General features: G+C 54.9%; 13 protein-coding genes, 6 tRNA genes and 3 rRNA genes. 21 read left to right on the forward strand and 1 reads right to left on the reverse strand.

The annotated features are described in order from the left end of the window. Positions 1-3: 3 nt before the first annotated feature. A complete protein-coding gene (locus K5Q02_RS08055) occupies positions 4-1422 on the reverse strand; it encodes a peptidoglycan DD-metalloendopeptidase family protein (RefSeq protein WP_225838138.1) in 1419 nt (472 codons plus the stop codon). Positions 1423-1631: 209 nt separating this feature from the next. On the opposite strand from K5Q02_RS08055, the gene tyrS reads away from it, so the two are divergent. From tyrS to rpoB, 21 genes are all read left to right on the forward strand, one after another. Next, the gene (tyrS, locus tag K5Q02_RS08060) at positions 1632-2831 is read left to right on the forward strand and encodes a tyrosine--tRNA ligase (protein WP_225838139.1); all 1200 of its coding nucleotides are present in this window, start codon (positions 1632-1634) and stop codon (positions 2829-2831) included. A 562-nt stretch (positions 2832-3393) separates the two neighbouring features. Then, positions 3394-4929 (forward strand): 16S ribosomal RNA (locus K5Q02_RS08065). A gap of 66 nt (positions 4930-4995) precedes the next feature. Beyond that, positions 4996-5072 (forward strand) — tRNA-Ile (locus tag K5Q02_RS08070). 31 nt (positions 5073-5103) lie between these two features. Beyond that, positions 5104-5179 (forward strand) — tRNA-Ala (locus K5Q02_RS08075). A 259-nt stretch (positions 5180-5438) separates the two neighbouring features. Continuing rightward, positions 5439-8331, forward strand: a 23S ribosomal RNA gene (locus K5Q02_RS08080). Positions 8332-8471: 140 nt separating this feature from the next. Next, positions 8472-8587, forward strand: a 5S ribosomal RNA gene (gene rrf / locus K5Q02_RS08085). Together the 16S, 23S and 5S rRNA genes with 2 tRNA genes alongside form the textbook arrangement of a ribosomal RNA operon. Positions 8588-9129: 542 nt before the next feature. After that, entirely contained in the window at positions 9130-10086 is a 957-nt protein-coding gene (gene birA / locus K5Q02_RS08090) for a bifunctional biotin--[acetyl-CoA-carboxylase] ligase/biotin operon repressor BirA (protein ID WP_225839620.1), read from the forward strand. Continuing rightward, positions 10076-10870, forward strand: coding sequence for a pantothenate kinase (locus K5Q02_RS08095; protein ID WP_225838146.1), 795 nt, complete (start codon positions 10076-10078; stop codon positions 10868-10870). Before birA ends, K5Q02_RS08095 begins: the two co-directional genes overlap by 11 nt. Then, positions 10837-11514: an SPOR domain-containing protein gene (locus K5Q02_RS08100; RefSeq protein ID WP_225838148.1), complete on the forward strand. Its 678-nt coding sequence runs from the start codon at positions 10837-10839 to the stop codon at positions 11512-11514. Before K5Q02_RS08095 ends, K5Q02_RS08100 begins: the two co-directional genes overlap by 34 nt. A 146-nt stretch (positions 11515-11660) precedes the next feature. Continuing rightward, positions 11661-11745, forward strand: a tRNA-Tyr gene (locus K5Q02_RS08105). A 25-nt stretch (positions 11746-11770) separates the two neighbouring features. Next, positions 11771-11844 (forward strand) — tRNA-Gly (locus K5Q02_RS08110). Between the two features lie 26 nt (positions 11845-11870). Continuing rightward, positions 11871-11946, forward strand: a tRNA-Thr gene (locus tag K5Q02_RS08115). An 84-nt stretch (positions 11947-12030) separates the two neighbouring features. Continuing rightward, entirely contained in the window at positions 12031-13224 is a 1194-nt protein-coding gene (tuf, locus tag K5Q02_RS08120; RefSeq protein ID WP_225838150.1) for an elongation factor Tu, read from the forward strand. Between the two features lie 53 nt (positions 13225-13277). Further along, a tRNA-Trp gene (locus tag K5Q02_RS08125) sits at positions 13278-13353 on the forward strand. Between the two features lie 43 nt (positions 13354-13396). Beyond that, complete coding sequence (gene secE / locus K5Q02_RS08130) at positions 13397-13765, forward strand: preprotein translocase subunit SecE (RefSeq protein WP_225838153.1); 369 nt, start codon at positions 13397-13399, stop codon at positions 13763-13765. Positions 13766-13778: 13 nt separating this feature from the next. Beyond that, positions 13779-14312 (forward strand): transcription termination/antitermination protein NusG, encoded by a 534-nt coding sequence (gene nusG, locus K5Q02_RS08135; protein WP_225838154.1) that lies wholly within the window; start codon positions 13779-13781, stop codon positions 14310-14312. A 116-nt stretch (positions 14313-14428) separates the two neighbouring features. Continuing rightward, positions 14429-14860, forward strand: a complete 432-nt coding sequence (gene rplK / locus K5Q02_RS08140) for a 50S ribosomal protein L11 (RefSeq protein ID WP_025167734.1) — start codon at positions 14429-14431, stop codon at positions 14858-14860. Next, positions 14860-15555 carry a 50S ribosomal protein L1 gene (gene rplA, locus K5Q02_RS08145; RefSeq protein WP_225838157.1) on the forward strand — a complete coding sequence of 232 codons (696 nt, stop codon included), beginning with the start codon at positions 14860-14862 and terminating at the stop codon, positions 15553-15555. The genes rplK and rplA overlap by 1 nt, the downstream gene beginning before the upstream one ends. Before the next feature lie 215 nt (positions 15556-15770). Further along, entirely contained in the window at positions 15771-16271 is a 501-nt protein-coding gene (rplJ, locus tag K5Q02_RS08150) for a 50S ribosomal protein L10 (protein WP_225838159.1), read from the forward strand. A 77-nt stretch (positions 16272-16348) separates the two neighbouring features. After that, positions 16349-16714, forward strand: a complete 366-nt coding sequence (gene rplL, locus K5Q02_RS08155; protein WP_225838162.1) for a 50S ribosomal protein L7/L12 — start codon at positions 16349-16351, stop codon at positions 16712-16714. 220 nt (positions 16715-16934) lie between these two features. Continuing rightward, entirely contained in the window at positions 16935-21008 is a 4074-nt protein-coding gene (gene rpoB / locus K5Q02_RS08160; protein ID WP_225838164.1) for a DNA-directed RNA polymerase subunit beta, read from the forward strand. Positions 21009-21063: the final 55 nt, after the last annotated feature.

The raw sequence follows: 21063 nt of genomic DNA on the forward strand, positions 1-21063 counted from the left end.
GGCTTAACGCTTGTTCAGCGCGAGCATGGTGGCTTTTTCCTGATCCATGCGTGCCATCAGCGGCTTGCTCATCTGCAGGAAACGCTGTTTGTCTTGGCGCGCGATGGGGTCGGACATCGGCAGCTTCTGGCTCAGCGGGTCTACGTGAGTACCGTTGACCTGGAACTCATAGTGCAGATGCGGGCCGGTAGACAGGCCGGTGGTACCGATGTAACCGATGATTTGACCCTGCTTGACGCTGCCGCCGGTACGCACACCTTTGGCAAAGCCCTGCATGTGAGCGTACAGAGTGCGATAGCGGCTGCCGTGTTGCAGTACCACGGTGTTGCCGTAACCACCCTTGCGACCGGCGAGAATGACCTTGCCATCGCCCGCTGCCTTGATCGGGGTGCCGCGCGGGGCTGCGTAATCCACACCTTTGTGGGCGCGAATCTTGTTGAGGATCGGATGCTTGCGGCCATTGGAGAAGCGCGAGCTGATGCGGGCGAAGTCTACCGGCGTACGGATGAATGCCTTGCGCATGCTGTTGCCGTCTGCATCGTAATAGCTGACGTTGCCCTGCTTGTCGGTGTAACGCACGGCCGTATAAGTCTTGCCGCGGTTGGTGAAGCGAGCGGACAGAATGTTGCCGGTACCAACGGACTTGTCGGCAACGACCTTCTCTTGATAGATGACTTCGAATTCATCGCCCTGGCGAATATCCATGGCAAAGTCGATGTCGTAGCCAAAGATGTTGGCCAGATCCATTGTCAGGTTATGCGACAGGCCGGCGCGTTTCGCAGACACGAACAGCGAGCTATTGATCACTCCGTGAGCGTAGGCATCACGGACATCCGGCTTGACCAGCTCGCGCTTGAAGTCGTAGCCCTTTTCCGTCTTGCTCACGCTGACGCTTTCCAGATCGCTGAGCTTGCTGTGCAGGCCTTCCAGCTGGCCGTCTTCGCTGAGCTTGAACTGCAGCTCCTGGCCGACCTTGAGGCGGCTCAGTTGCTTGGCTTCCTTGCTGCTGTTGATCACGTCATGCAGGGTGTTGGCAGACAGGCCGACCTTGCTGAACACCGTGGAAAGCGTATCGCCATTGGCCACAGCAACGGTTTTGCTGAGTGGATCTTCCGGCGGTTGCTCGGCTACCTGCGGCTCGGCCTCCAGTTCAGCGTTCTGAGTGTCTTCACTACCTTCTATTTGCGCGAAAGGTGACTCATCGGCAGGTTGCTCTTGTGCAACGTCTGCCGGAGGCGTCGGTAAGTTCTGCTGCACCTGCTCCGAGCCGTTGTCCATGTCGAGATTGAGAAAGGTCTTTTTCGCTTCTACTTCCCGGGAAGGGAACACCAGGAGGGCCAGGCTGAGCAGCGCGGCTACGCCGCTCGCTGCAATGATGTGGGTTTTGGGATAGAGCGGCGGCGCTTTAGTTGTCGAGGTCATAGGGCTGCTTTTTGAAGTGAAAAGATGAAGAGGAAAAAGAAGAAACTGATGAATATGCAGTAACTGTATAAAATATAACCAAATCCACCTTGAGGCAACCCTGAAGGTGATGGCTGGCACGTCTCTGGCTTTGCACTGGGCAAAACTTGTCATTTGTCCGTGATCTTGTATGGTTGGTTCCCCTTTGAATTCGGTGATTGTGAGTCCTTATGAAGTCGGTTGAAGAGCAGCTCGCGCTGATCAAGCGCGGTGCGGAAGAAGTCTTGGTTGAGGCGGAGCTGATCGAGAAGCTCAAGCGTGGCGAGCCGCTACGTATCAAGGCTGGCTTCGATCCGACGGCGCCGGATCTGCACCTTGGTCATACCGTGCTTATTAATAAGCTGCGCCAGTTCCAGGATCTGGGCCATCAGGTGATCTTCCTTATTGGCGACTTCACCGGAATGATCGGTGATCCCAGCGGCAAGAGTGCTACCCGCCCGCCGCTGACTCGCGAGCAGGTTCTCGACAATGCCGAGACTTATAAACAGCAGGTGTTCAAGATCCTCGATCCGGCGAAGACCGAAGTTGCCTTTAACTCCACATGGATCAACGAACTGACGCCTGCCGACTTCATTCGCCTGGCTTCCCAGTACACCGTGGCGCGGATGCTCGAGCGCGATGACTTCGACAAGCGCTACACCGGCAATCAGCCTATCGCCATTCACGAGTTCCTTTACCCGCTGGTGCAGGGCTATGACTCCGTTGCGTTGCGCGCTGACGTCGAGCTGGGTGGCACCGATCAGAAATTCAATTTGCTGATGGGGCGTGAGCTGCAGCGCGCATACGGTCAGGCTTCTCAGTGCGTGGTCACCATGCCGCTGCTCGAAGGTCTGGATGGCGTGAAGAAGATGTCCAAGTCTCTGGGCAACTATATAGGTATCCAGGAAGCGCCCGGCGTCATGTACAACAAGCTGGTGTCGATGCCAGATGCGCTGATGTGGCGCTACTTCGAATTGCTGAGCTTCCGCTCCATGGATGAGATCGGGCAGTTCAAGACGGATGTCGAGAATGGCGCCAACCCTCGTGATATCAAAATCAAGCTGGCCGAAGAGATCGTCGCGCGTTTCCATGGTGAGGAAGCGGCTGCCACTGCGCACCGTTCCGCCGGTAATCGTATGAAGGACGGCGAGCTGCCGGAAGATCTGCCAGAGGTCGAGCTTGCTTCTGCCGAAGACATGCCGATTGCCGCTCTCCTTAATAAGGCAGGATTGGTTAAGAACGCTGCAGTCGCTCGCGACCTGCTGAGCTCTGGTGGTGTGCGGGTGGATGGCCAGGTAGTTGATCGCGCCTTCGTATTCAAGCTGGGGGCGACCCATGTCTGCCAGGCCGGCAAAAAGGCTTTTGCCCGGATTACACTTAAATCCGAATAAACCTGAAATAAACCATTGACCTGAGATTCTGGCTGCCTATAATGCGCACCACTTCCGGCGCAGCCTGATCTGAAAACTCCTTGTTAATCAGGAAGTTAGAAGAAAATAAGGGTTGCACGGACGGCGAATTCGAGTAGAATGCGCCGGCATCGACAGGGTGGTTTGAGTGGCTCTGTTGGTGGTTCGATCAGGTTTGATCGAAGGCGGTAAAGAGGGTGTTGACAGCAGGTTGTAACGCTGTAGAATGCGCCTCCCGCTGGAGAGAAGATGATCTGGTTGGGTGCTGCAAGGTGTTGAGAAGAAAGAAAAAATTCTTCAAAAACAACTTGACAGGAAATGAGGCTGCTGTAAGATGCGCGCCTCGGTTGAGACGAAAGACTTAACCAAACGTTCTTTAACAATTGAATCAAGCAATTCGTGTGGGTGCTTGTGAGCTAAGACTGAGGATCGCAAGATTATCAGCATCACAAGTAAACACTCGTAATAGAGTTTTTTCTTCTTAATTGAAGAGTTTGCGATTGCTGAGCCAAGTTTAGGGTTTTCTCAAAACCCATGCAGTATTGAACTGAAGAGTTTGATCATGGCTCAGATTGAACGCTGGCGGCAGGCCTAACACATGCAAGTCGAGCGGTTGACGGGAGCTTGCTCCCTGATTCAGCGGCGGACGGGTGAGTAATGCCTAGGAATCTGCCTATTAGTGGGGGACAACGTTTCGAAAGGAACGCTAATACCGCATACGTCCTACGGGAGAAAGCAGGGACCTTCGGGCCTTGCGCTAATAGATGAGCCTAGGTCGGATTAGCTAGTTGGTGAGGTAAAGGCTCACCAAGGCGACGATCCGTAACTGGTCTGAGAGGATGATCAGTCACACTGGAACTGAGACACGGTCCAGACTCCTACGGGAGGCAGCAGTGGGGAATATTGGACAATGGGCGAAAGCCTGATCCAGCCATGCCGCGTGTGTGAAGAAGGTCTTCGGATTGTAAAGCACTTTAAGTTGGGAGGAAGGGCAGTAAATTAATACTTTGCTGTTTTGACGTTACCGACAGAATAAGCACCGGCTAACTCTGTGCCAGCAGCCGCGGTAATACAGAGGGTGCAAGCGTTAATCGGAATTACTGGGCGTAAAGCGCGCGTAGGTGGTTTGTTAAGTTGGATGTGAAAGCCCCGGGCTCAACCTGGGAACTGCATCCAAAACTGGCAAGCTAGAGTACGGTAGAGGGTGGTGGAATTTCCTGTGTAGCGGTGAAATGCGTAGATATAGGAAGGAACACCAGTGGCGAAGGCGACCACCTGGACTGATACTGACACTGAGGTGCGAAAGCGTGGGGAGCAAACAGGATTAGATACCCTGGTAGTCCACGCCGTAAACGATGTCAACTAGCCGTTGGGTTCCTTGAGGACTTAGTGGCGCAGCTAACGCATTAAGTTGACCGCCTGGGGAGTACGGCCGCAAGGTTAAAACTCAAATGAATTGACGGGGGCCCGCACAAGCGGTGGAGCATGTGGTTTAATTCGAAGCAACGCGAAGAACCTTACCAGGCCTTGACATGCTGAGAACTTTCCAGAGATGGATTGGTGCCTTCGGGAACTCAGACACAGGTGCTGCATGGCTGTCGTCAGCTCGTGTCGTGAGATGTTGGGTTAAGTCCCGTAACGAGCGCAACCCTTGTCCTTAGTTACCAGCACGTAATGGTGGGAACTCTAAGGAGACTGCCGGTGACAAACCGGAGGAAGGTGGGGATGACGTCAAGTCATCATGGCCCTTACGGCCTGGGCTACACACGTGCTACAATGGTCGGTACAAAGGGTTGCCAAGCCGCGAGGTGGAGCTAATCCCATAAAACCGATCGTAGTCCGGATCGCAGTCTGCAACTCGACTGCGTGAAGTCGGAATCGCTAGTAATCGTGAATCAGAATGTCACGGTGAATACGTTCCCGGGCCTTGTACACACCGCCCGTCACACCATGGGAGTGGGTTGCACCAGAAGTAGCTAGTCTAACCTTCGGGGGGACGGTTACCACGGTGTGATTCATGACTGGGGTGAAGTCGTAACAAGGTAGCCGTAGGGGAACCTGCGGCTGGATCACCTCCTTAATCGAAAGATCCCAGCTTATTCATAAGCACCCACACGAATTGCTTGATTCATTGCGAAAGACGATTGGGTCTGTAGCTCAGTTGGTTAGAGCGCACCCCTGATAAGGGTGAGGTCGGCAGTTCGAATCTGCCCAGACCCACCAATTGTTGAGGGTGCAGGCCTTGGAAGTATTTGGGGCCATAGCTCAGCTGGGAGAGCGCCTGCCTTGCACGCAGGAGGTCAGCGGTTCGATCCCGCTTGGCTCCACCACTTACAGCCTCGAGATTGTTGAGAATTAGAGTTCAGAAATGAGCATTCCTGTTTAGGCAGATGAGTGTTGATTTCTGGTCTTTGACCAGTCAGAAAAATCGTTCTTTAAAAATTTGGGTATGTGATAGAAGTGACTGATTAATTACTTTCACTGGTAATTAATTTGGTCAAGGTAAAATTTGCGTTGTTCTCAAGTGCAAATTTTCGGCGAATGTCGTCTTCACGTTATAGACAGTAACCAGATTGCTTGGGGTTATATGGTCAAGTGAAGAAGCGCATACGGTGGATGCCTTGGCAGTCAGAGGCGATGAAAGACGTTGTAGCCTGCGATAAGCTCCGGGGAGTCGGCAAACAGACTTTGATCCGGAGATCTCTGAATGGGGGAACCCACCTAGCATAAGCTGGGTATCATGCACTGAATACATAGGTGCATGAGGCGAACCAGGGGAACTGAAACATCTAAGTACCCTGAGGAAAAGAAATCAACCGAGATTCCCTTAGTAGTGGCGAGCGAACGGGGACTAGCCCTTAAGTTGATTAGAGATTAGTGGAAGGTTCTGGAAAGTTCCGCCGTAGTGGGTGATAGCCCCGTACACGAAAATCTCTTTTCAATGAAATCGAGTAGGACGGAGCACGAGAAACTTTGTCTGAATATGGGGGAATTCATCCTCCAAGGCTAAATACTACTGACTGACCGATAGTGAACTAGTACCGTGAGGGAAAGGCGAAAAGAACCCCGGAGAGGGGAGTGAAATAGATCCTGAAACCGTATGCGTACAAGCAGTGGGAGCCTACTTTGTTGGGTGACTGCGTACCTTTTGTATAATGGGTCAGCGACTTATATTCAGTGGCGAGCTTAACCGAATAGGGGAGGCGTAGCGAAAGCGAGTCTTAATAGGGCGTTTAGTCGCTGGGTATAGACCCGAAACCGGGCGATCTATCCATGGGCAGGTTGAAGGTTGGGTAACACTAACTGGAGGATCGAACCGACTACCGTTGAAAAGTTAGCGGATGACCTGTGGATCGGAGTGAAAGGCTAATCAAGCTCGGAGATAGCTGGTTCTCCTCGAAAGCTATTTAGGTAGCGCCTCGTGTATCACTGCTGGGGGTAGAGCACTGTTTCGGCTAGGGGGTCATCCCGACTTACCAAACCGATGCAAACTCCGAATACCAGCAAGTGTCAGCACGGGAGACACACGGCGGGTGCTAACGTCCGTCGTGAAAAGGGAAACAACCCAGACCGTCAGCTAAGGTCCCAAAGTTATGGTTAAGTGGGAAACGATGTGGGAAGGCTTAGACAGCTAGGAGGTTGGCTTAGAAGCAGCCACCCTTTAAAGAAAGCGTAATAGCTCACTAGTCGAGTCGGCCTGCGCGGAAGATGTAACGGGGCTCAAACCATACACCGAAGCTACGGGTTCATCTTAGGATGAGCGGTAGAGGAGCGTTCTGTAAGCCTGTGAAGGTGAGTTGAGAAGCTTGCTGGAGGTATCAGAAGTGCGAATGCTGACATGAGTAACGACAATGGGAGTGAAAAACTCCCACGCCGAAAGACCAAGGTTTCCTGCGCAACGTTAATCGACGCAGGGTGAGTCGGCCCCTAAGGCGAGGCAGAAATGCGTAGTCGATGGGAAACGGGTTAATATTCCCGTACTTCTAATTACTGCGATGGAGGGACGGAGAAGGCTAGGCCAGCACGGCGTTGGTTGTCCGTGTTTAAGGTGGTAGGCTGATTTCTTAGGTAAATCCGGGAGATCAAGGCCGAGAGCTGATGACGAGTTGTCCTTTAGGACGATGAAGTGGTTGATGCCATGCTTCCAGGAAAAGCTTCTAAGCTTCAGGTAATTAGGAACCGTACCCCAAACCGACACAGGTGGTTAGGTAGAGAATACCAAGGCGCTTGAGAGAACTCGGGTGAAGGAACTAGGCAAAATGGCACCGTAACTTCGGGAGAAGGTGCGCCGGTGAGTGTGAAGGGTTTACCCCGTAAGCACATGCCGGTCGAAGATACCAGGCCGCTGCGACTGTTTATTAAAAACACAGCACTCTGCAAACACGAAAGTGGACGTATAGGGTGTGACGCCTGCCCGGTGCCGGAAGGTTAATTGATGGGGTTAGCTAACGCGAAGCTCTTGATCGAAGCCCCGGTAAACGGCGGCCGTAACTATAACGGTCCTAAGGTAGCGAAATTCCTTGTCGGGTAAGTTCCGACCTGCACGAATGGCGTAACGATGGCGGCGCTGTCTCCACCCGAGACTCAGTGAAATTGAAATCGCTGTGAAGATGCAGTGTATCCGCGGCTAGACGGAAAGACCCCGTGAACCTTTACTATAGCTTTGCACTGGACTTTGAGCTTGCTTGTGTAGGATAGGTGGGAGGCTTTGAAGTGGGGACGCTAGTTCTCATGGAGCCAACCTTGAAATACCACCCTGGCAACCTTGAGGTTCTAACTCTGGTCCGTTATCCGGATCGAGGACAGTGTATGGTGGGTAGTTTGACTGGGGCGGTCTCCTCCTAAAGAGTAACGGAGGAGTACGAAGGTGCGCTCAGACCGGTCGGAAATCGGTCGTAGAGTATAAAGGCAAAAGCGCGCTTGACTGCGAGACAGACACGTCGAGCAGGTACGAAAGTAGGTCTTAGTGATCCGGTGGTTCTGTATGGAAGGGCCATCGCTCAACGGATAAAAGGTACTCCGGGGATAACAGGCTGATACCGCCCAAGAGTTCATATCGACGGCGGTGTTTGGCACCTCGATGTCGGCTCATCACATCCTGGGGCTGAAGCCGGTCCCAAGGGTATGGCTGTTCGCCATTTAAAGTGGTACGCGAGCTGGGTTTAGAACGTCGTGAGACAGTTCGGTCCCTATCTGCCGTGGACGTTTGAGATTTGAGAGGGGCTGCTCCTAGTACGAGAGGACCGGAGTGGACGAACCTCTGGTGTTCCGGTTGTCACGCCAGTGGCATTGCCGGGTAGCTATGTTCGGGAAAGATAACCGCTGAAAGCATCTAAGCGGGAAACTTGCCTCAAGATGAGATCTCACTGGAACCTTGAGTTCCCTAAAGGGCCGTCGAAGACTACGACGTTGATAGGCTGGGTGTGTAAGCGTTGTGAGGCGTTGAGCTAACCAGTACTAATTGCCCGTGAGGCTTGACCATATAACACCCAAACAATTTGGCTGTTAGACGGTAGAAGTCGACAGTAATGCCGAAAATTTGTAAAAGAACACGCAATACCAACTGATATCACATACCCAATTCGGGGAAGCGACTTAAACATCGACTCCCCAACCAGATTGCTTGACGACCATAGAGCGTTGGAACCACCTGATCCCATCCCGAACTCAGTAGTGAAACGATGCATCGCCGATGGTAGTGTGGAGTTTCTCCATGTGAGAGTAGGTCATCGTCAAGCTTCTACTAGAAACCCCAGATCTCGACAGAGGTCTGGGGTTTCGTCCTTTTGGGCGCCGGAAAAGCGGGAAAGAGGAGCGGCGGGTAGGGATCCAGGGCGTGCCACAGGCCGCACGTAGGAGCTGGCTTGCCGGCGATGCTCCTCAACCGCTGCTCGCCGGCAAGCCGGCTCCTACAAAGCCCATCCTGCGCGCGAGAGGCTTGGATTTTGAGAGCCCTTTGTTCGCGGGCGATAGTGGCAATGCTTTGGTTGAGCCAGCATTGCTGCGGTCTGATCCAGTCGCTGAGTGGATTGCTCATTCTTTGCTCCTTAGGAGTGCAGGCTTGGATCAGTCCCAGTCATGCTGAGAATTGCCCGGCTGAGAGAAGCTCACGAGCATCGGTAACGACTGCGACAATCGTGGTAATGCTCTGAGTAAGTCATTCTGATATCGGTGCCCAGTAACTGTTCTGAGCCGAAGGAGGGAATTGCATTTCCGGCCTCGGTAGGCAGGGGTGAGCCTCGTCGCTATCATGCGCACCTTATTGCACGGCAGGTTTAGCATGCAGCCTTTATTGCGACTTCTACAAGACGGTCAGTTTCACTCGGGTGAAGAGCTCGGCGCTGCGGTTGGTGTAAGCCGCGCGGCGATCTGGAAGCGGCTGCAGGCGCTTGAGGCTGAGTTCGATCTCAGCATCCATAAGGTGCGTGGTCGCGGTTATCGCCTCGAGGCGCCGCTTTCTCTATTGGTCAGTGCCGCCTCTGGCCACTTGGGGAGTTGGCCCATCACGCTTCTGCAGCAGGTCGACTCCACCAATGCAGAGGCCATGCGCCGTCTGGCGGCTGGAGCTGCGCCTCCTTTCCTGATCGTTGCCGAGCAGCAGACTGCAGGCCGCGGGCGCCGCGGGCGCAACTGGGTCAGCCCGTTCGGGGAAAACCTTTATTACAGTCTAGTGCTGCGTATTACTGGCGGTATGCGTCAGATCGAGGGGTTGAGCCTGGTTGTAGGCCTGGCTCTGCTACAGACCATTCGCGAGGCCGGTGTTTCAGGTGTTGGCCTTAAATGGCCCAATGACTTGCTAGTGGGCGGCCGTAAAATCGCCGGCATACTGTTGGAGTTATCTGGTGACCCTGCTGACGTCTGTCATGTGGTCATTGGCATCGGGGTCAATATTAATATGCGTGTAGTGGCGCGAGATGTTATCGATCAGCCATGGACGTCGATCCGTCAGGTACTGGGAGCGCAGATTGATCGCAATAGTTTCTTGAGTCGTCTAGGTGCTCAGCTTGAGCGTTACCTGGAATTGCATGGTTTGCATGGTTTTGCCGCACTGCGCGAGGAATGGGAGGCTAACCACCTATGGCAGGGGCGTGCGGTTTCGCTCGCCGCAGGCGTGCAGGTTGTGGAAGGGCGTGTGTTAGGTGTCGATGACACCGGCGCGTTGCGCCTGGATATTGATGGAAACGAGCGCGTATTCAGTGGTGGTGAGCTCAGTTTGAGGTTGCGTGATGATTCTTGAGCTTGATTGCGGCAATAGCTTTATTAAGTGGCGGGTGTTGCCTAGGGGCGACGGTGCCCGGGTGCTTGAGGGTGGGGTTGTCGGTAGCGATGAAGAACTGCTCAACGCTTTGAACGCTCGGTTTCCAGGGGAGCTGTTTTCCTGTCGTCTTGTCAGTGTGCGTACAGAAGATGAAACGCGGCAGCTGATAGATGCACTGACAGCGCGTTTCGGTATCGACTGCGTGGTTGCTGCGCCTGCGAAGGTCTTGGCTGGTGTGAGCAATGGTTATGATGAATACCAGCGCTTGGGGCTTGATCGCTGGCTTGCGGTGGTCGGCGCCTATAGTTTAGAGCGACGTGCCTGCCTGGTACTTGATCTGGGTACTGCGATCACATCTGACTTCATTGATGCAGCTGGTAATCACCTTGGGGGATTCATCTGCCCGGGAATGCCGCTGATGCGTAATCAGCTACGCACTCATACACGACGTATTCGTTATGACGATGCTGTTGCGGAGCGTGCGCAGCACAGCTTGACGCCTGGTCACTCTACGGCCGAAGCGGTAGAGCGCGGCTGTTTATTGATGCTGCGCGGTTTTGTTGCTACCCAGCTTGACCTGGCTCGCCAGCAGTGTGGTGATGACGTGACGGTTTTTCTGACGGGGGGGGACGCTGCACTGGCCGTCGAGTGGGTGGCCGCTGCGCGCGTGGTACCGGATCTTGTGTTCGTTGGCTTGGCGATCGCTTGTCCATTGGGGGGGAGTAAGTTATGCGCTGGTTTTTCATGCTGCTGGTGGTGCTGAATGCCTTCTACTATGTGTGGCATCAACAGCAGGCGCCAATGCATGCAAAAGAGGTCGCTCCGCTGTCGCTCTATCAGGAAAGTCGGCGTGACATTCAGTTGCTGAGCGAATCCGAGCCCCAGCAGCGACGCGCTCCTGCAGTTGACGAGGCGCCGGCGAGCGAGACGGTGTGCTTGTTCCTAGGCAGTTTTGAGGAGGACGCGGGTGCCGAGCAGGTCGAGCAGCGCTTACTCAGTCTGGATATCCGCTCGCAGGTGCAGGTTGTCGAGTCTGCCGGGGCTGTCGACTACTGGGTGTATCTACCCCCGATGGCCTCGCGTCAGGCATCGTTGCGGCAGTTGCGAGAGCTGCAGGCGCGCAAGATCGACAGCTACATCATTACGCAGGGGGATCTGTCCAATGGTATCTCCCTGGGTATTTTTCCTCGTCATGATTCTGCCGATAGCGTGATCTCCCGTTTGCGTGTTTCGGGCTACGAGCCATTGCTTCGTGAACTGCCGCGAGCCAACCGCCGTCATTGGGTGCGTATCGCTCCCGAAAGCCGGCGTTTGGTGGATGATTCGTTGCTCGAGCGTTTGTCTTTGGACTTCAACGGTTTACAGCATCAATTAATGCCGTGCGAGGGGGTTGCAAGCCCTCGATAGAATGCATAGAATGGCGCCCGCTTCGCAGGGTGCTCGCCTTAGTTGGTGATTCTGCGAAGTTGCTGTCAGTGCCGCTAAGCTCAGGTTTTTAAATGAGAAAGTGCTTGACAGTAGGGTGGCAGATACTGAAAATGCCGCCTCGTTATGGAGGGGTTCCCGAGCGGCCAAAGGGATCAGACTGTAAATCTGACGTCTACGACTTCGAAGGTTCGAATCCTTCTCCCTCCACCAGATTTGAGCATGAGCTATAGGCTATGCGGGCATAGTTTAGTGGTAGAACCTCAGCCTTCCAAGCTGATGATGCGGGTTCGATTCCCGCTGCCCGCTCCAGCTTTTTTGGTCTTGCGACATAGTTTGCTCATGTAGCTCAGTTGGTAGAGCACACCCTTGGTAAGGGTGAGGTCAGCGGTTCGAATCCGCTCATGAGCTCCATTTAATAAAGGCAGATATGAAAGTATCTGCCTTTATTTTAATGGCGATATTACTTGCTGAATACTTCGTGCGGAGACGGTCAAAATGGCTAAAGAAAAATTTGAACGTAGCAAACCTCACGTCAACGTTGGCACCATTGGTCACGTTGACCATGGTAAAACCACGCTGACCGCCGCTCTGACTCGCGTTTGCTCCGAAGTTTTCGGTAGCGCCGTAGTTGCTTTCGACAAGATCGACAGCGCGCCGGAAGAGAAGGCTCGTGGTATCACCATCAACACTGCGCACGTTGAGTACAACTCTTCGATTCGCCACTACGCGCACGTTGACTGCCCAGGTCACGCTGACTATGTGAAAAACATGATCACCGGTGCTGCGCAGATGGACGGCGCTATCCTGGTTTGCTCCGCTGCTGACGGCCCGATGCCGCAGACTCGCGAGCACATCCTGCTGTCCCGTCAGGTAGGTGTTCCGTACATCGTTGTCTTCCTGAACAAGGCTGACATGGTTGACGACGCCGAGCTGCTGGAGCTGGTGGAAATGGAAGTGCGTGACCTGCTCAGCGCTTACGATTTCCCAGGCGACGACACTCCGATCATCATCGGTTCGGCTCTGATGGCGCTGAATGGTCAAGACGACAACGAGATGGGCACCACTGCCGTCAAGAAGTTGGTTGAGACTCTGGACAGCTACATCCCAGATCCAGTGCGCGCTATCGACAAGCCGTTCCTGATGCCAATCGAAGACGTGTTCTCGATCTCCGGTCGTGGCACCGTGGTAACTGGCCGTATCGAGCGTGGCATCATCAAGATCCAGGAAGAGCTGGAAATTGTTGGTCTGCGTGACACCGTCAAAACCACCTGTACTGGTGTTGAGATGTTCCGCAAGCTGCTCGACGAAGGTCGTGCTGGCGAGAACTGCGGTGTGCTGCTGCGCGGCACCAAGCGTGACGACGTAGAGCGTGGCCAGGTTCTGGTCAAGCCGGGTTCGGTTAAGCCGCACACTACCTTCACTGCAGAAGTGTATGTGCTGAGCAAAGAAGAAGGCGGCCGTCATACTCCGTTCTTCAAAGGCTATCGTCCTCAGTTCTACTTCCGTACTACTGACGTGACTGGTAACTGCGAACTGCCGGAAGGCGTTGAAATGGTAATGCCAGGTGACAACATCCAGATGACTGTCACTCTGATCAAAACCATCGCAATGGAAGAAGGTCTGCGTTTCGCCATTCGTGAAGGCGGTCGTACCGTCGGCGCCGGCGTCGTAGCAAAGATCATCGAATAATCGTTTGATCTGTCCCCGTCGGGCCGGCATAATGGTCGGCCTGATTTTGTATTAGGTCAGTAGCTCAATTGGCAGAGCGACGGTCTCCAAAACCGTAGGTTGGGGGTTCGATTCCCTCCTGACCTGCCATTTTCTAGTGAATTTGGCGTGTCTTCTCACAGGATCCTTGTTCATGAATGTTAAGTCTGAAGCCAAAGACTCTCGCTTCGATCTGCTTAAGTGGATTGTGGCGGCCCTGCTTGTGGTTGTAGGGGTGGTCGGTAATCAGTACTTCTCTGGTGAACCGATTCTGTACCGTGTCGTTGCATTGCTGGTTCTGGCGGTAGCTGCTGCTGCTGTTGCCCTGCAGACGGCCAAGGGTCAGGCGTTTTTTGCCCTGGTCAAAGAAGCCCGCGTCGAGATTCGCAAGGTTGTCTGGCCAAGTCGTCAGGAAACCACGCAAACCACGCTGATCGTCGTCCTAGTCGTGCTTGTCATGGCTTTGATGTTGTGGGGGCTCGATTCGCTCCTCGGTTGGCTTGTGTCGTTTATCGTAAGTTGAAATAGGATTTCCCGTGGCTAAGCGTTGGTACGTTGTGCATGCTTACTCGGGCTACGAGAAGCATGTAATGCGTTCGCTGATCGAGCGCGTAAAGTTCGCCGGAATGGAAGATGATTTCGGCGAGATTCTGGTTCCCACTGAAGAAGTGGTTGAAATGCGTAATGGCCAGAAGCGCAAGAGCGAGCGAAAGTTCTTTCCTGGTTATGTGTTAGTGCAGATGGAAATGAACGAGGCTACCTGGCACTTGATCAAAGATACCCCGCGCGTCATGGGGTTCATTGGTGGTACTGCCGATAAGCCTGCGCCTATCACTGAAAAAGAAGCTGACGCTATTCTGCGTCGTGTTGCCGATAATGGTGACAAGCCGAAGCCAAAAACCTTGTTCGAACCGGGCGAGATGGTTCGTGTGGTCGATGGCCCGTTTGCTGATTTCAGTGGCGTCGTCGAAGAAGTGAATTACGAGAAAAGCCGTATCCAGGTGGCAGTGACCATTTTTGGTCGTTCAACACCGGTCGAGCTGGAGTTTAGTCAGGTCGAGAAGTCGTAACTGACAACCGCATCCCATACCCCGCAGTCATAGACTGCGGGGTTTTGTTGTCACTGGGATAAACAGGCAATAACCGGGGAGCCGCGAGGCGCTAGAACCCGTAACTGGAGTAGCTAATGGCTAAGAAAATCACGGCTTATATCAAGCTGCAAGTAAAGGCCGCTCAGGCCAACCCGTCGCCACCCGTCGGCCCGGCTCTGGGTCAGCACGGCGTGAATATCATGGAATTCTGCAAGGCGTTCAACGCCAAGACTCAGGGCATGGAACCTGGTCTGCCGACTCCAGTGATCATCACTGTTTACAGCGACCGTAGCTTCACCTTTGAAACTAAGAGCACCCCAGCTTCCGTGCTGCTGAAAAAAGCAGCCGGTCTGACCAGCGGTTCGGCTCGTCCGAATACCGTCAAGGTCGGTACCGTTACTCGTGCCCAGCTCGAAGAGATCGCCAAGACCAAGCAGGCTGATCTGACTGCAGCTGATATGGATGCAGCCGTGCGTACTATCGCCGGTTCTGCTCGTAGCATGGGCCTCAACGTGGAGGGTGTGTAATGGCTAAGCTGACTAAGCGCCAAAAGGCTATCGCGGCCAAAGTAGAGCCGGGCAAGGCTTACAGCTTCGTCGAAGCTGCTGCTCTGCTGGCTGAAATCTCCGCTGTCAAGTTCTCCGAGTCCGTTGATATCGCTATCAACCTCGGTGTTGATCCGCGTAAATCAGATCAGGTTGTTCGTGGCGCTACAGTGCTGCCGAACGGCACTGGCAAAAGCGTTCGCGTTGCCGTGTTCACCCAGGGCCCGGGCGCTGAAGCTGCTCTGGCTGCCGGCGCTGACCGTGTAGGCATGGACGATCTGGCTGCTGAAATGAAAGCCGGCGACCTGAACTATGACGTGGTCATCGCCTCTCCGGATGCCATGCGCGTTGTTGGCCAGTTGGGCCAGGTTCTCGGCCCGCGCGGCCTGATGCCTAACCCGAAAGTCGGCACTGTGACTCCGGACGTTGCTACTGCAGTCAAGAATGCCAAGGCTGGTCAGGTGCGTTTCCGTACTGACAAGAACGGCATCATCCATAGCTCCGTTGGCAAGGTTGGCTTTGAAGCCGACAAGCTGAAACAGAACGTGGAAGCACTGCTGGCCGACCTGAAGCGCCTGAAGCCTTCGACCTCGAAAGGCATCTACGTCAAGCGCGTGACCCTGAGCACCACTATGGGCCCGGGTCTGGTGATTGACCAAGGTTCGCTGGACGCTTAATGAATGACTGCAGGCGCATGTAGTGCGCCTGCAGCGAAAAAATTGGGTATTCCCTGCCTGGCGGGGGCTATCCAAGACCGTAGGGGGCGCTAGCCTCAAACCCGAAGAGCAATCTTCAACCCTACGCAGATGGTGCTCCCGATTCTTACCGAATCAGACACCAAAACGCCGTCCGACCTTGGTCGGGCGAAACGGTAACATCCAGGAGTAAACCCGTGGCAATTAAACTCGAAGACAAGAAGGCCATCGTCGCTGAAGTCAACGAGGCTGCCAAAGCTGCCCTGTCTGCTGTTGTGGCTGATGCCCGCGGCGTGACCGTAAGCGCTATGACCGGACTCCGTAAAGAGGCCCGCGCATCTGGTGTGTACGTACGTGTTGTACGTAATACCCTGCTGCGCCGCGCTGTTGAAGGCACTCAATATGATGTGCTCAACGACGTGTTCAAAGGCCCGACCCTGATTGCTTTCTCCAACGAACATCCGGGTGCTGCTGCCCGTATCTTCAAAGAGTTCGCTAAGGGTCAGGACAAGTTCGAGATCAAGGCAGCTGCGTTCGAGGGTCAGTTCCTCGCAGCCAATCAGATCGACGTACTGGCAACTCTGCCGACTTATGACGAAGCCATTTCCCAGCTGATGAGCGTGATTCAAGGCGCTACCAGCAAACTGGCTCGTACTTTGGCGGCCGTTCGCGATCAGAAAGAAGCCGCCGCCGCTTAAGGCACGCCATTCTTTCTCACGCTATTTGTTTAATTTGACGGTCGCGAAGGCTGTCCCCCAATACAGGAATTAGAGTCATGGCTCTGTCTAACGAAGACATCATCGAAGCAATCGGCCAGAAAACCGTTCTGGAAGTTGTTGAACTGATCAAAGCAATGGAAGAGAAGTTTGGCGTTACTGCCGCTGCTGCTTCCGCTGGCCCAGCTGCTGTTGCTGCTGTTGCTGAAGAGCAAACCGAGTTCAACGTCATTCTGACCGAAGCTGGCGAGAAGAAAGTGAACGTCATCAAGGCTGTTCGCGAACTGACCGGTCTGGGTCTGAAAGAAGCTAAAGCAGTTGTTGACGGCGCTCCTGGCGTGGTCAAAGAAGGCGTGTCGAAAGACGAAGCCGAAGCTGCCAAAAAAGCTCTGGAAGAAGCAGGCGCCAAAGTCGAGCTCAAGTAAGCGACGACATTGCGTCTACAGCCCGCGCGAATCGCACAAGGCTGACGGCTGGTGGCTCTTGCCACCGGCCTTTTTCCGTTCTAACTCGGCTCTTCGATAGCCCAGGCTTGGAACGTGAAAGACCCACCAACGAGGTGGAGCAAACCTAGGGTTTGCACGAGTTTCTGGCTGCTCCCGTCGGAGAAGCCAAATAAGCAGGTGACCAAGCTGGGGAACGCTGATGGCTTACTCATATACTGAGAAAAAACGTATCCGCAAGGACTTTAGCAAGTTGCCGGATGTCATGGATGTGCCTTACCTCCTGGCCATTCAGCTGGATTCGTACCGCGAATTCCTGCAGCAAGGCGCGAGCAAGGAACAGTTCCGCGACATCGGCCTGCATGCGGCCTTCAAATCTGTATTTCCGATCATCAGCTACTCCGGCAACGCTGCTCTGGAATACGTCGGTTATCGTCTCGGCGAGCCGGCGTTCGATGTCAAGGAATGCACGCTGCGCGGTGTGACCTATGCTGTCCCGCTGCGTGTGAAAGTGCGCCTGATCATTTTCGACAAAGAATCGTCGAACAAAGCGATCAAGGACATCAAGGAGCAGGAAGTGTACATGGGCGAAATTCCGCTCATGACCGAGAACGGTACCTTCGTTATCAACGGTACCGAGCGAGTGATCGTTTCCCAGCTGCACCGTTCCCCAGGTGTGTTCTTCGACCACGACCGTGGCAAGACTCACAGCTCGGGCAAGCTGCTGTATTCCGCTCGCATCATTCCTTACCGCGGTTCCTGGTTGGACTTCGAGTTCGATCCTAAGGATGCGGTATTCGTACGTATCGACCGCCGCCGCAAGCTGCCGGCTTCGGTTCTGCTGCGCGCGCTGGGCTACAGCACTGAAGAAGTGCTTGATGCCTTCTATACCACCAACGTTTTCCACGTCAAAGGTGAAGGCCTGAGCCTGGAGCTCGTCCCGCATCGTCTGCGTGGTGAAATCGCCAGCCAGGACATTCTGGACGGCGCCGGCAAGGTGATTGTTGAGCAAGGTCGTCGTATTACCGCTCGCCACATTAACCAGTTGGACAAAGCCGGTATCAAGGAGCTGGACGTACCGTTCGACTACCTGATCGGCCGCACCAGCGCCAAGGCGATCGTGCACCCGGCTACCGGTGAAATCCTCTGCGAGTGCAACACCGAGCTGTCGGTCGAGCTGCTGGCCAAGATCGCCAAGGCTCAGGTTGTCCGCATCGAGACGCTGTACACCAACGACATCGACTGTGGTCCGTTCATCAGCGACACGCTGAAGATCGATAGCACCACCAATCAGCTGGAAGCGCTGGTCGAGATCTATCGCATGATGCGTCCAGGCGAGCCGCCTACCAAGGATGCTGCTGAAACGTTGTTCAACAACCTGTTCTTCAGCCCAGAGCGGTACGACCTTTCCGCTGTTGGTCGCATGAAGTTCAACCGTCGTATCGGTCGTACCGAGATCGAAGGTTCGGGCGTGTTGTGCAAAGAAGACATCGTTGCCGTTCTGAAGACTCTGGTCGACATCCGTAACGGCAAGGGCATCGTCGATGACATCGACCACCTGGGTAACCGCCGTGTACGTTGCGTCGGTGAGATGGCCGAGAATCAGTTCCGCGTTGGCCTGGTACGTGTTGAGCGTGCGGTCAAAGAGCGTCTGTCGATGGCCGAAAGCGAAGGCCTGATGCCGCAGGATCTGATCAACGCCAAGCCGGTTGCGGCAGCGGTGAAAGAGTTCTTCGGTTCCAGCCAGCTTTCCCAGTTCATGGACCAGAACAACCCGCTTTCCGAGATCACCCACAAGCGCCGTGTATCTGCACTCGGCCCGGGCGGTCTGACCCGTGAGCGCGCAGGCTTCGAAGTCCGCGACGTACACCCGACCCATTACGGCCGTGTGTGCCCGATTGAAACGCCGGAAGGTCCGAACATCGGTCTGATCAACTCCCTGGCGGCGTATGCCCGCACCAACCAGTATGGCTTCCTGGAAAGCCCATACCGCGTTGTTCAGGAAGGCAAGGTCACCGATGAAATCGTCTTCCTGTCGGCTATCGAAGAGGCCGATCACGTTATCGCCCAGGCATCGGCGACCCTGAATGACAAGGGTCAACTGATCGACGAGCTGGTAGCTGTTCGTCACCTGAACGAGTTCACCGTCAAGGCGCCGGAAGACGTTACCTTGATGGACGTTTCGCCGAAGCAGGTTGTTTCGGTTGCAGCGTCGCTGATCCCGTTCCTGGAACACGATGACGCCAACCGTGCGTTGATGGGTTCCAACATGCAGCGTCAGGCTGTACCCACCCTGCGTGCTGATAAGCCGCTGGTTGGTACTGGCATGGAGCGCAACGTAGCGCGCGACTCGGGCGTTTGCGTCGTGGCTCGCCGCGGTGGCGTGATCGACTCCGTCGATGCCAGCCGTATCGTGGTTCGCGTTGCCAACGATGAAGTCGAAACGGGTGAAGCCGGTGTAGACATCTACAACCTGACCAAATACACCCGCTCCAACCAGAACACCTGCATCAACCAGCGTCCGCTGGTGAAGAAAGGTGATGTGGTTGTGCGTAGCGACATCATGGCTGACGGCCCGTCCACCGACATGGGTGAACTGGCGCTGGGTCAGAACATGCGCGTCGCGTTCATGCCGTGGAACGGTTACAACTTCGAAGACTCCATCCTGCTCTCCGAGCGCGTGGTTCAGGAAGACCGCTTCACCACGATCCACATCCAGGAACTGACCTGTGTGGCGCGTGATACCAAGCTCGGCCCAGAGGAAATCTCTGCGGACATCCCGAACGTCGGTGAAGCTGCACTGAACAAGCTCGACGAAGCCGGTATCGTCTACGTTGGTGCTGAAGTTGGCCCTGGCGACATTCTGGTTGGCAAGGTAACGCCGAAGGGCGAAACCCAGCTGACGCCAGAAGAGAAGCTGCTGCGTGCGATCTTCGGTGAGAAGGCCAGCGACGTTAAAGACACCTCCCTGCGCGTGCCAACCGGCACCAAAGGTACTGTTATCGACGTACAGGTCTTCACCCGTGACGGCGTCGAGCGTGATGCTCGTGCTCTGTCGATCGAGAAGAGCCAGCTGGACGAGATCCGTAAGGATCTGAACGAAGAGTTCCGCATCGTCGAAGGCGCGACCTTCGAGCGTCTGCGTGCCGCTCTGGTTGGCAAGGTCGCCGAAGGCGGCGCTGGCCTGAAGAAAGGTGCTGCGATCACTGACGAAGTGCTCGACGGTCTGGAGCGTGGCCAGTGGTTCAAGCTGCGCATGGCTGAAGATGCACTGAACGAGCAGTTGGAAAAGGCTCAGGCCTACATCTCCGACCGCCGTCAGCTGCTCGACGACAAGTTCGAAGACAAAAAGCGCAAGCTGCAGCAGGGCGATGACCTGGCTCCAGGCGTACTGAAGATCGTCAAGGTCTACCTGGCAATCCGTCGTCGCATCCAGCCGGGTGACAAGATGGCCGGTCGTCACGGTAACAAGGGTGTGGTCTCGGTGATCATGCCGGTCGAAGACATGCCGCATGACGTGCATGGCACGCCGGTCGACATCGTTCTGAACCCGCTGGGCGTACCGTCGCGTATGAACGTCGGTCAGATCCTCGAAACCCACCTGGGCCTCGCGGCCAAAGGGTTGGGCGAGAAGATCAACCGTATGCTCGAAGAGCAACGCAAGGTCGCTGAGCTGCGTAAGTTCCTGCACGAGATCTACAACGAGATCGGCGGTCGCAACGAACAGCTGGACACTTTCTCGGATCAGGAAATTCTGGATCTGGCGAAGAACCTGCGTGGCGGCGTGCCAATGGCGACGCCGGTGTTCGACGGCGCCAAGGAAAGCGAAATCAAGGCCATGCTGAAACTGGCAGATCTGCCAGAAAGCGGTCAGATGCAGCTTATCGACGGGCGTACCGGCAATCAGTTCGAACGTACGACCACTGTTGGTTACATGTACATGCTGAAACTGAACCACCTGGTGGACGACAAGATGCACGCGCGTTCCACGGGTTCCTACAGCCTGGTTACTCAGCAGCCGCTGGGTGGTAAGGCGCAGTTCGGTGGTCAGCGCTTCGGGGAGATGGAGGTCTGGGCTCTGGAAGCTTACGGCGCCGCCTACACCCTGCAGGAAATGTTGACCGTCAAGTCGGACGACGTGAACGGCCGTACCAAGATGTACAAGAACATCGTGGATGGCGATCACCGCATGGAGCCGGGCATGCCCGAGTCCTTCAACGTGTTGATCAAAGAGATCCGTTCGCTCGGTATCGATATCGATCTGGAAACCGAATAACACGACGTGAATCGGCAGCGGGGCTTTATGCCCGCTGCCTGCTCCGCCAGGAGGA

It is taken from the genome of Pseudomonas sp. MM211 (genome assembly GCF_020386635.1).
GTDB lineage: Bacteria > Pseudomonadota > Gammaproteobacteria > Pseudomonadales > Pseudomonadaceae > Aquipseudomonas.

Coding starts and splice junctions, on each gene's coding strand:
- K5Q02_RS08055 (WP_225838138.1), bottom strand. CDS start 1,422: ATGACCTCGACAACTAAAGCGCCGCCGCTCTATCCCAAAACCCACATC.
- tyrS (WP_225838139.1), top strand. CDS start 1,632: ATGAAGTCGGTTGAAGAGCAGCTCGCGCTGATCAAGCGCGGTGCGGAA.
- birA (WP_225839620.1), top strand. CDS start 9,130: ATGCAGCCTTTATTGCGACTTCTACAAGACGGTCAGTTTCACTCGGGT.
- K5Q02_RS08095 (WP_225838146.1), top strand. CDS start 10,076: ATGATTCTTGAGCTTGATTGCGGCAATAGCTTTATTAAGTGGCGGGTG.
- K5Q02_RS08100 (WP_225838148.1), top strand. CDS start 10,837: ATGCGCTGGTTTTTCATGCTGCTGGTGGTGCTGAATGCCTTCTACTAT.
- tuf (WP_225838150.1), top strand. CDS start 12,031: ATGGCTAAAGAAAAATTTGAACGTAGCAAACCTCACGTCAACGTTGGC.
- secE (WP_225838153.1), top strand. CDS start 13,397: ATGAATGTTAAGTCTGAAGCCAAAGACTCTCGCTTCGATCTGCTTAAG.
- rplK (WP_025167734.1), top strand. CDS start 14,429: ATGGCTAAGAAAATCACGGCTTATATCAAGCTGCAAGTAAAGGCCGCT.
- rplA (WP_225838157.1), top strand. CDS start 14,860: ATGGCTAAGCTGACTAAGCGCCAAAAGGCTATCGCGGCCAAAGTAGAG.
- rplL (WP_225838162.1), top strand. CDS start 16,349: ATGGCTCTGTCTAACGAAGACATCATCGAAGCAATCGGCCAGAAAACC.
- rpoB (WP_225838164.1), top strand. CDS start 16,935: ATGGCTTACTCATATACTGAGAAAAAACGTATCCGCAAGGACTTTAGC.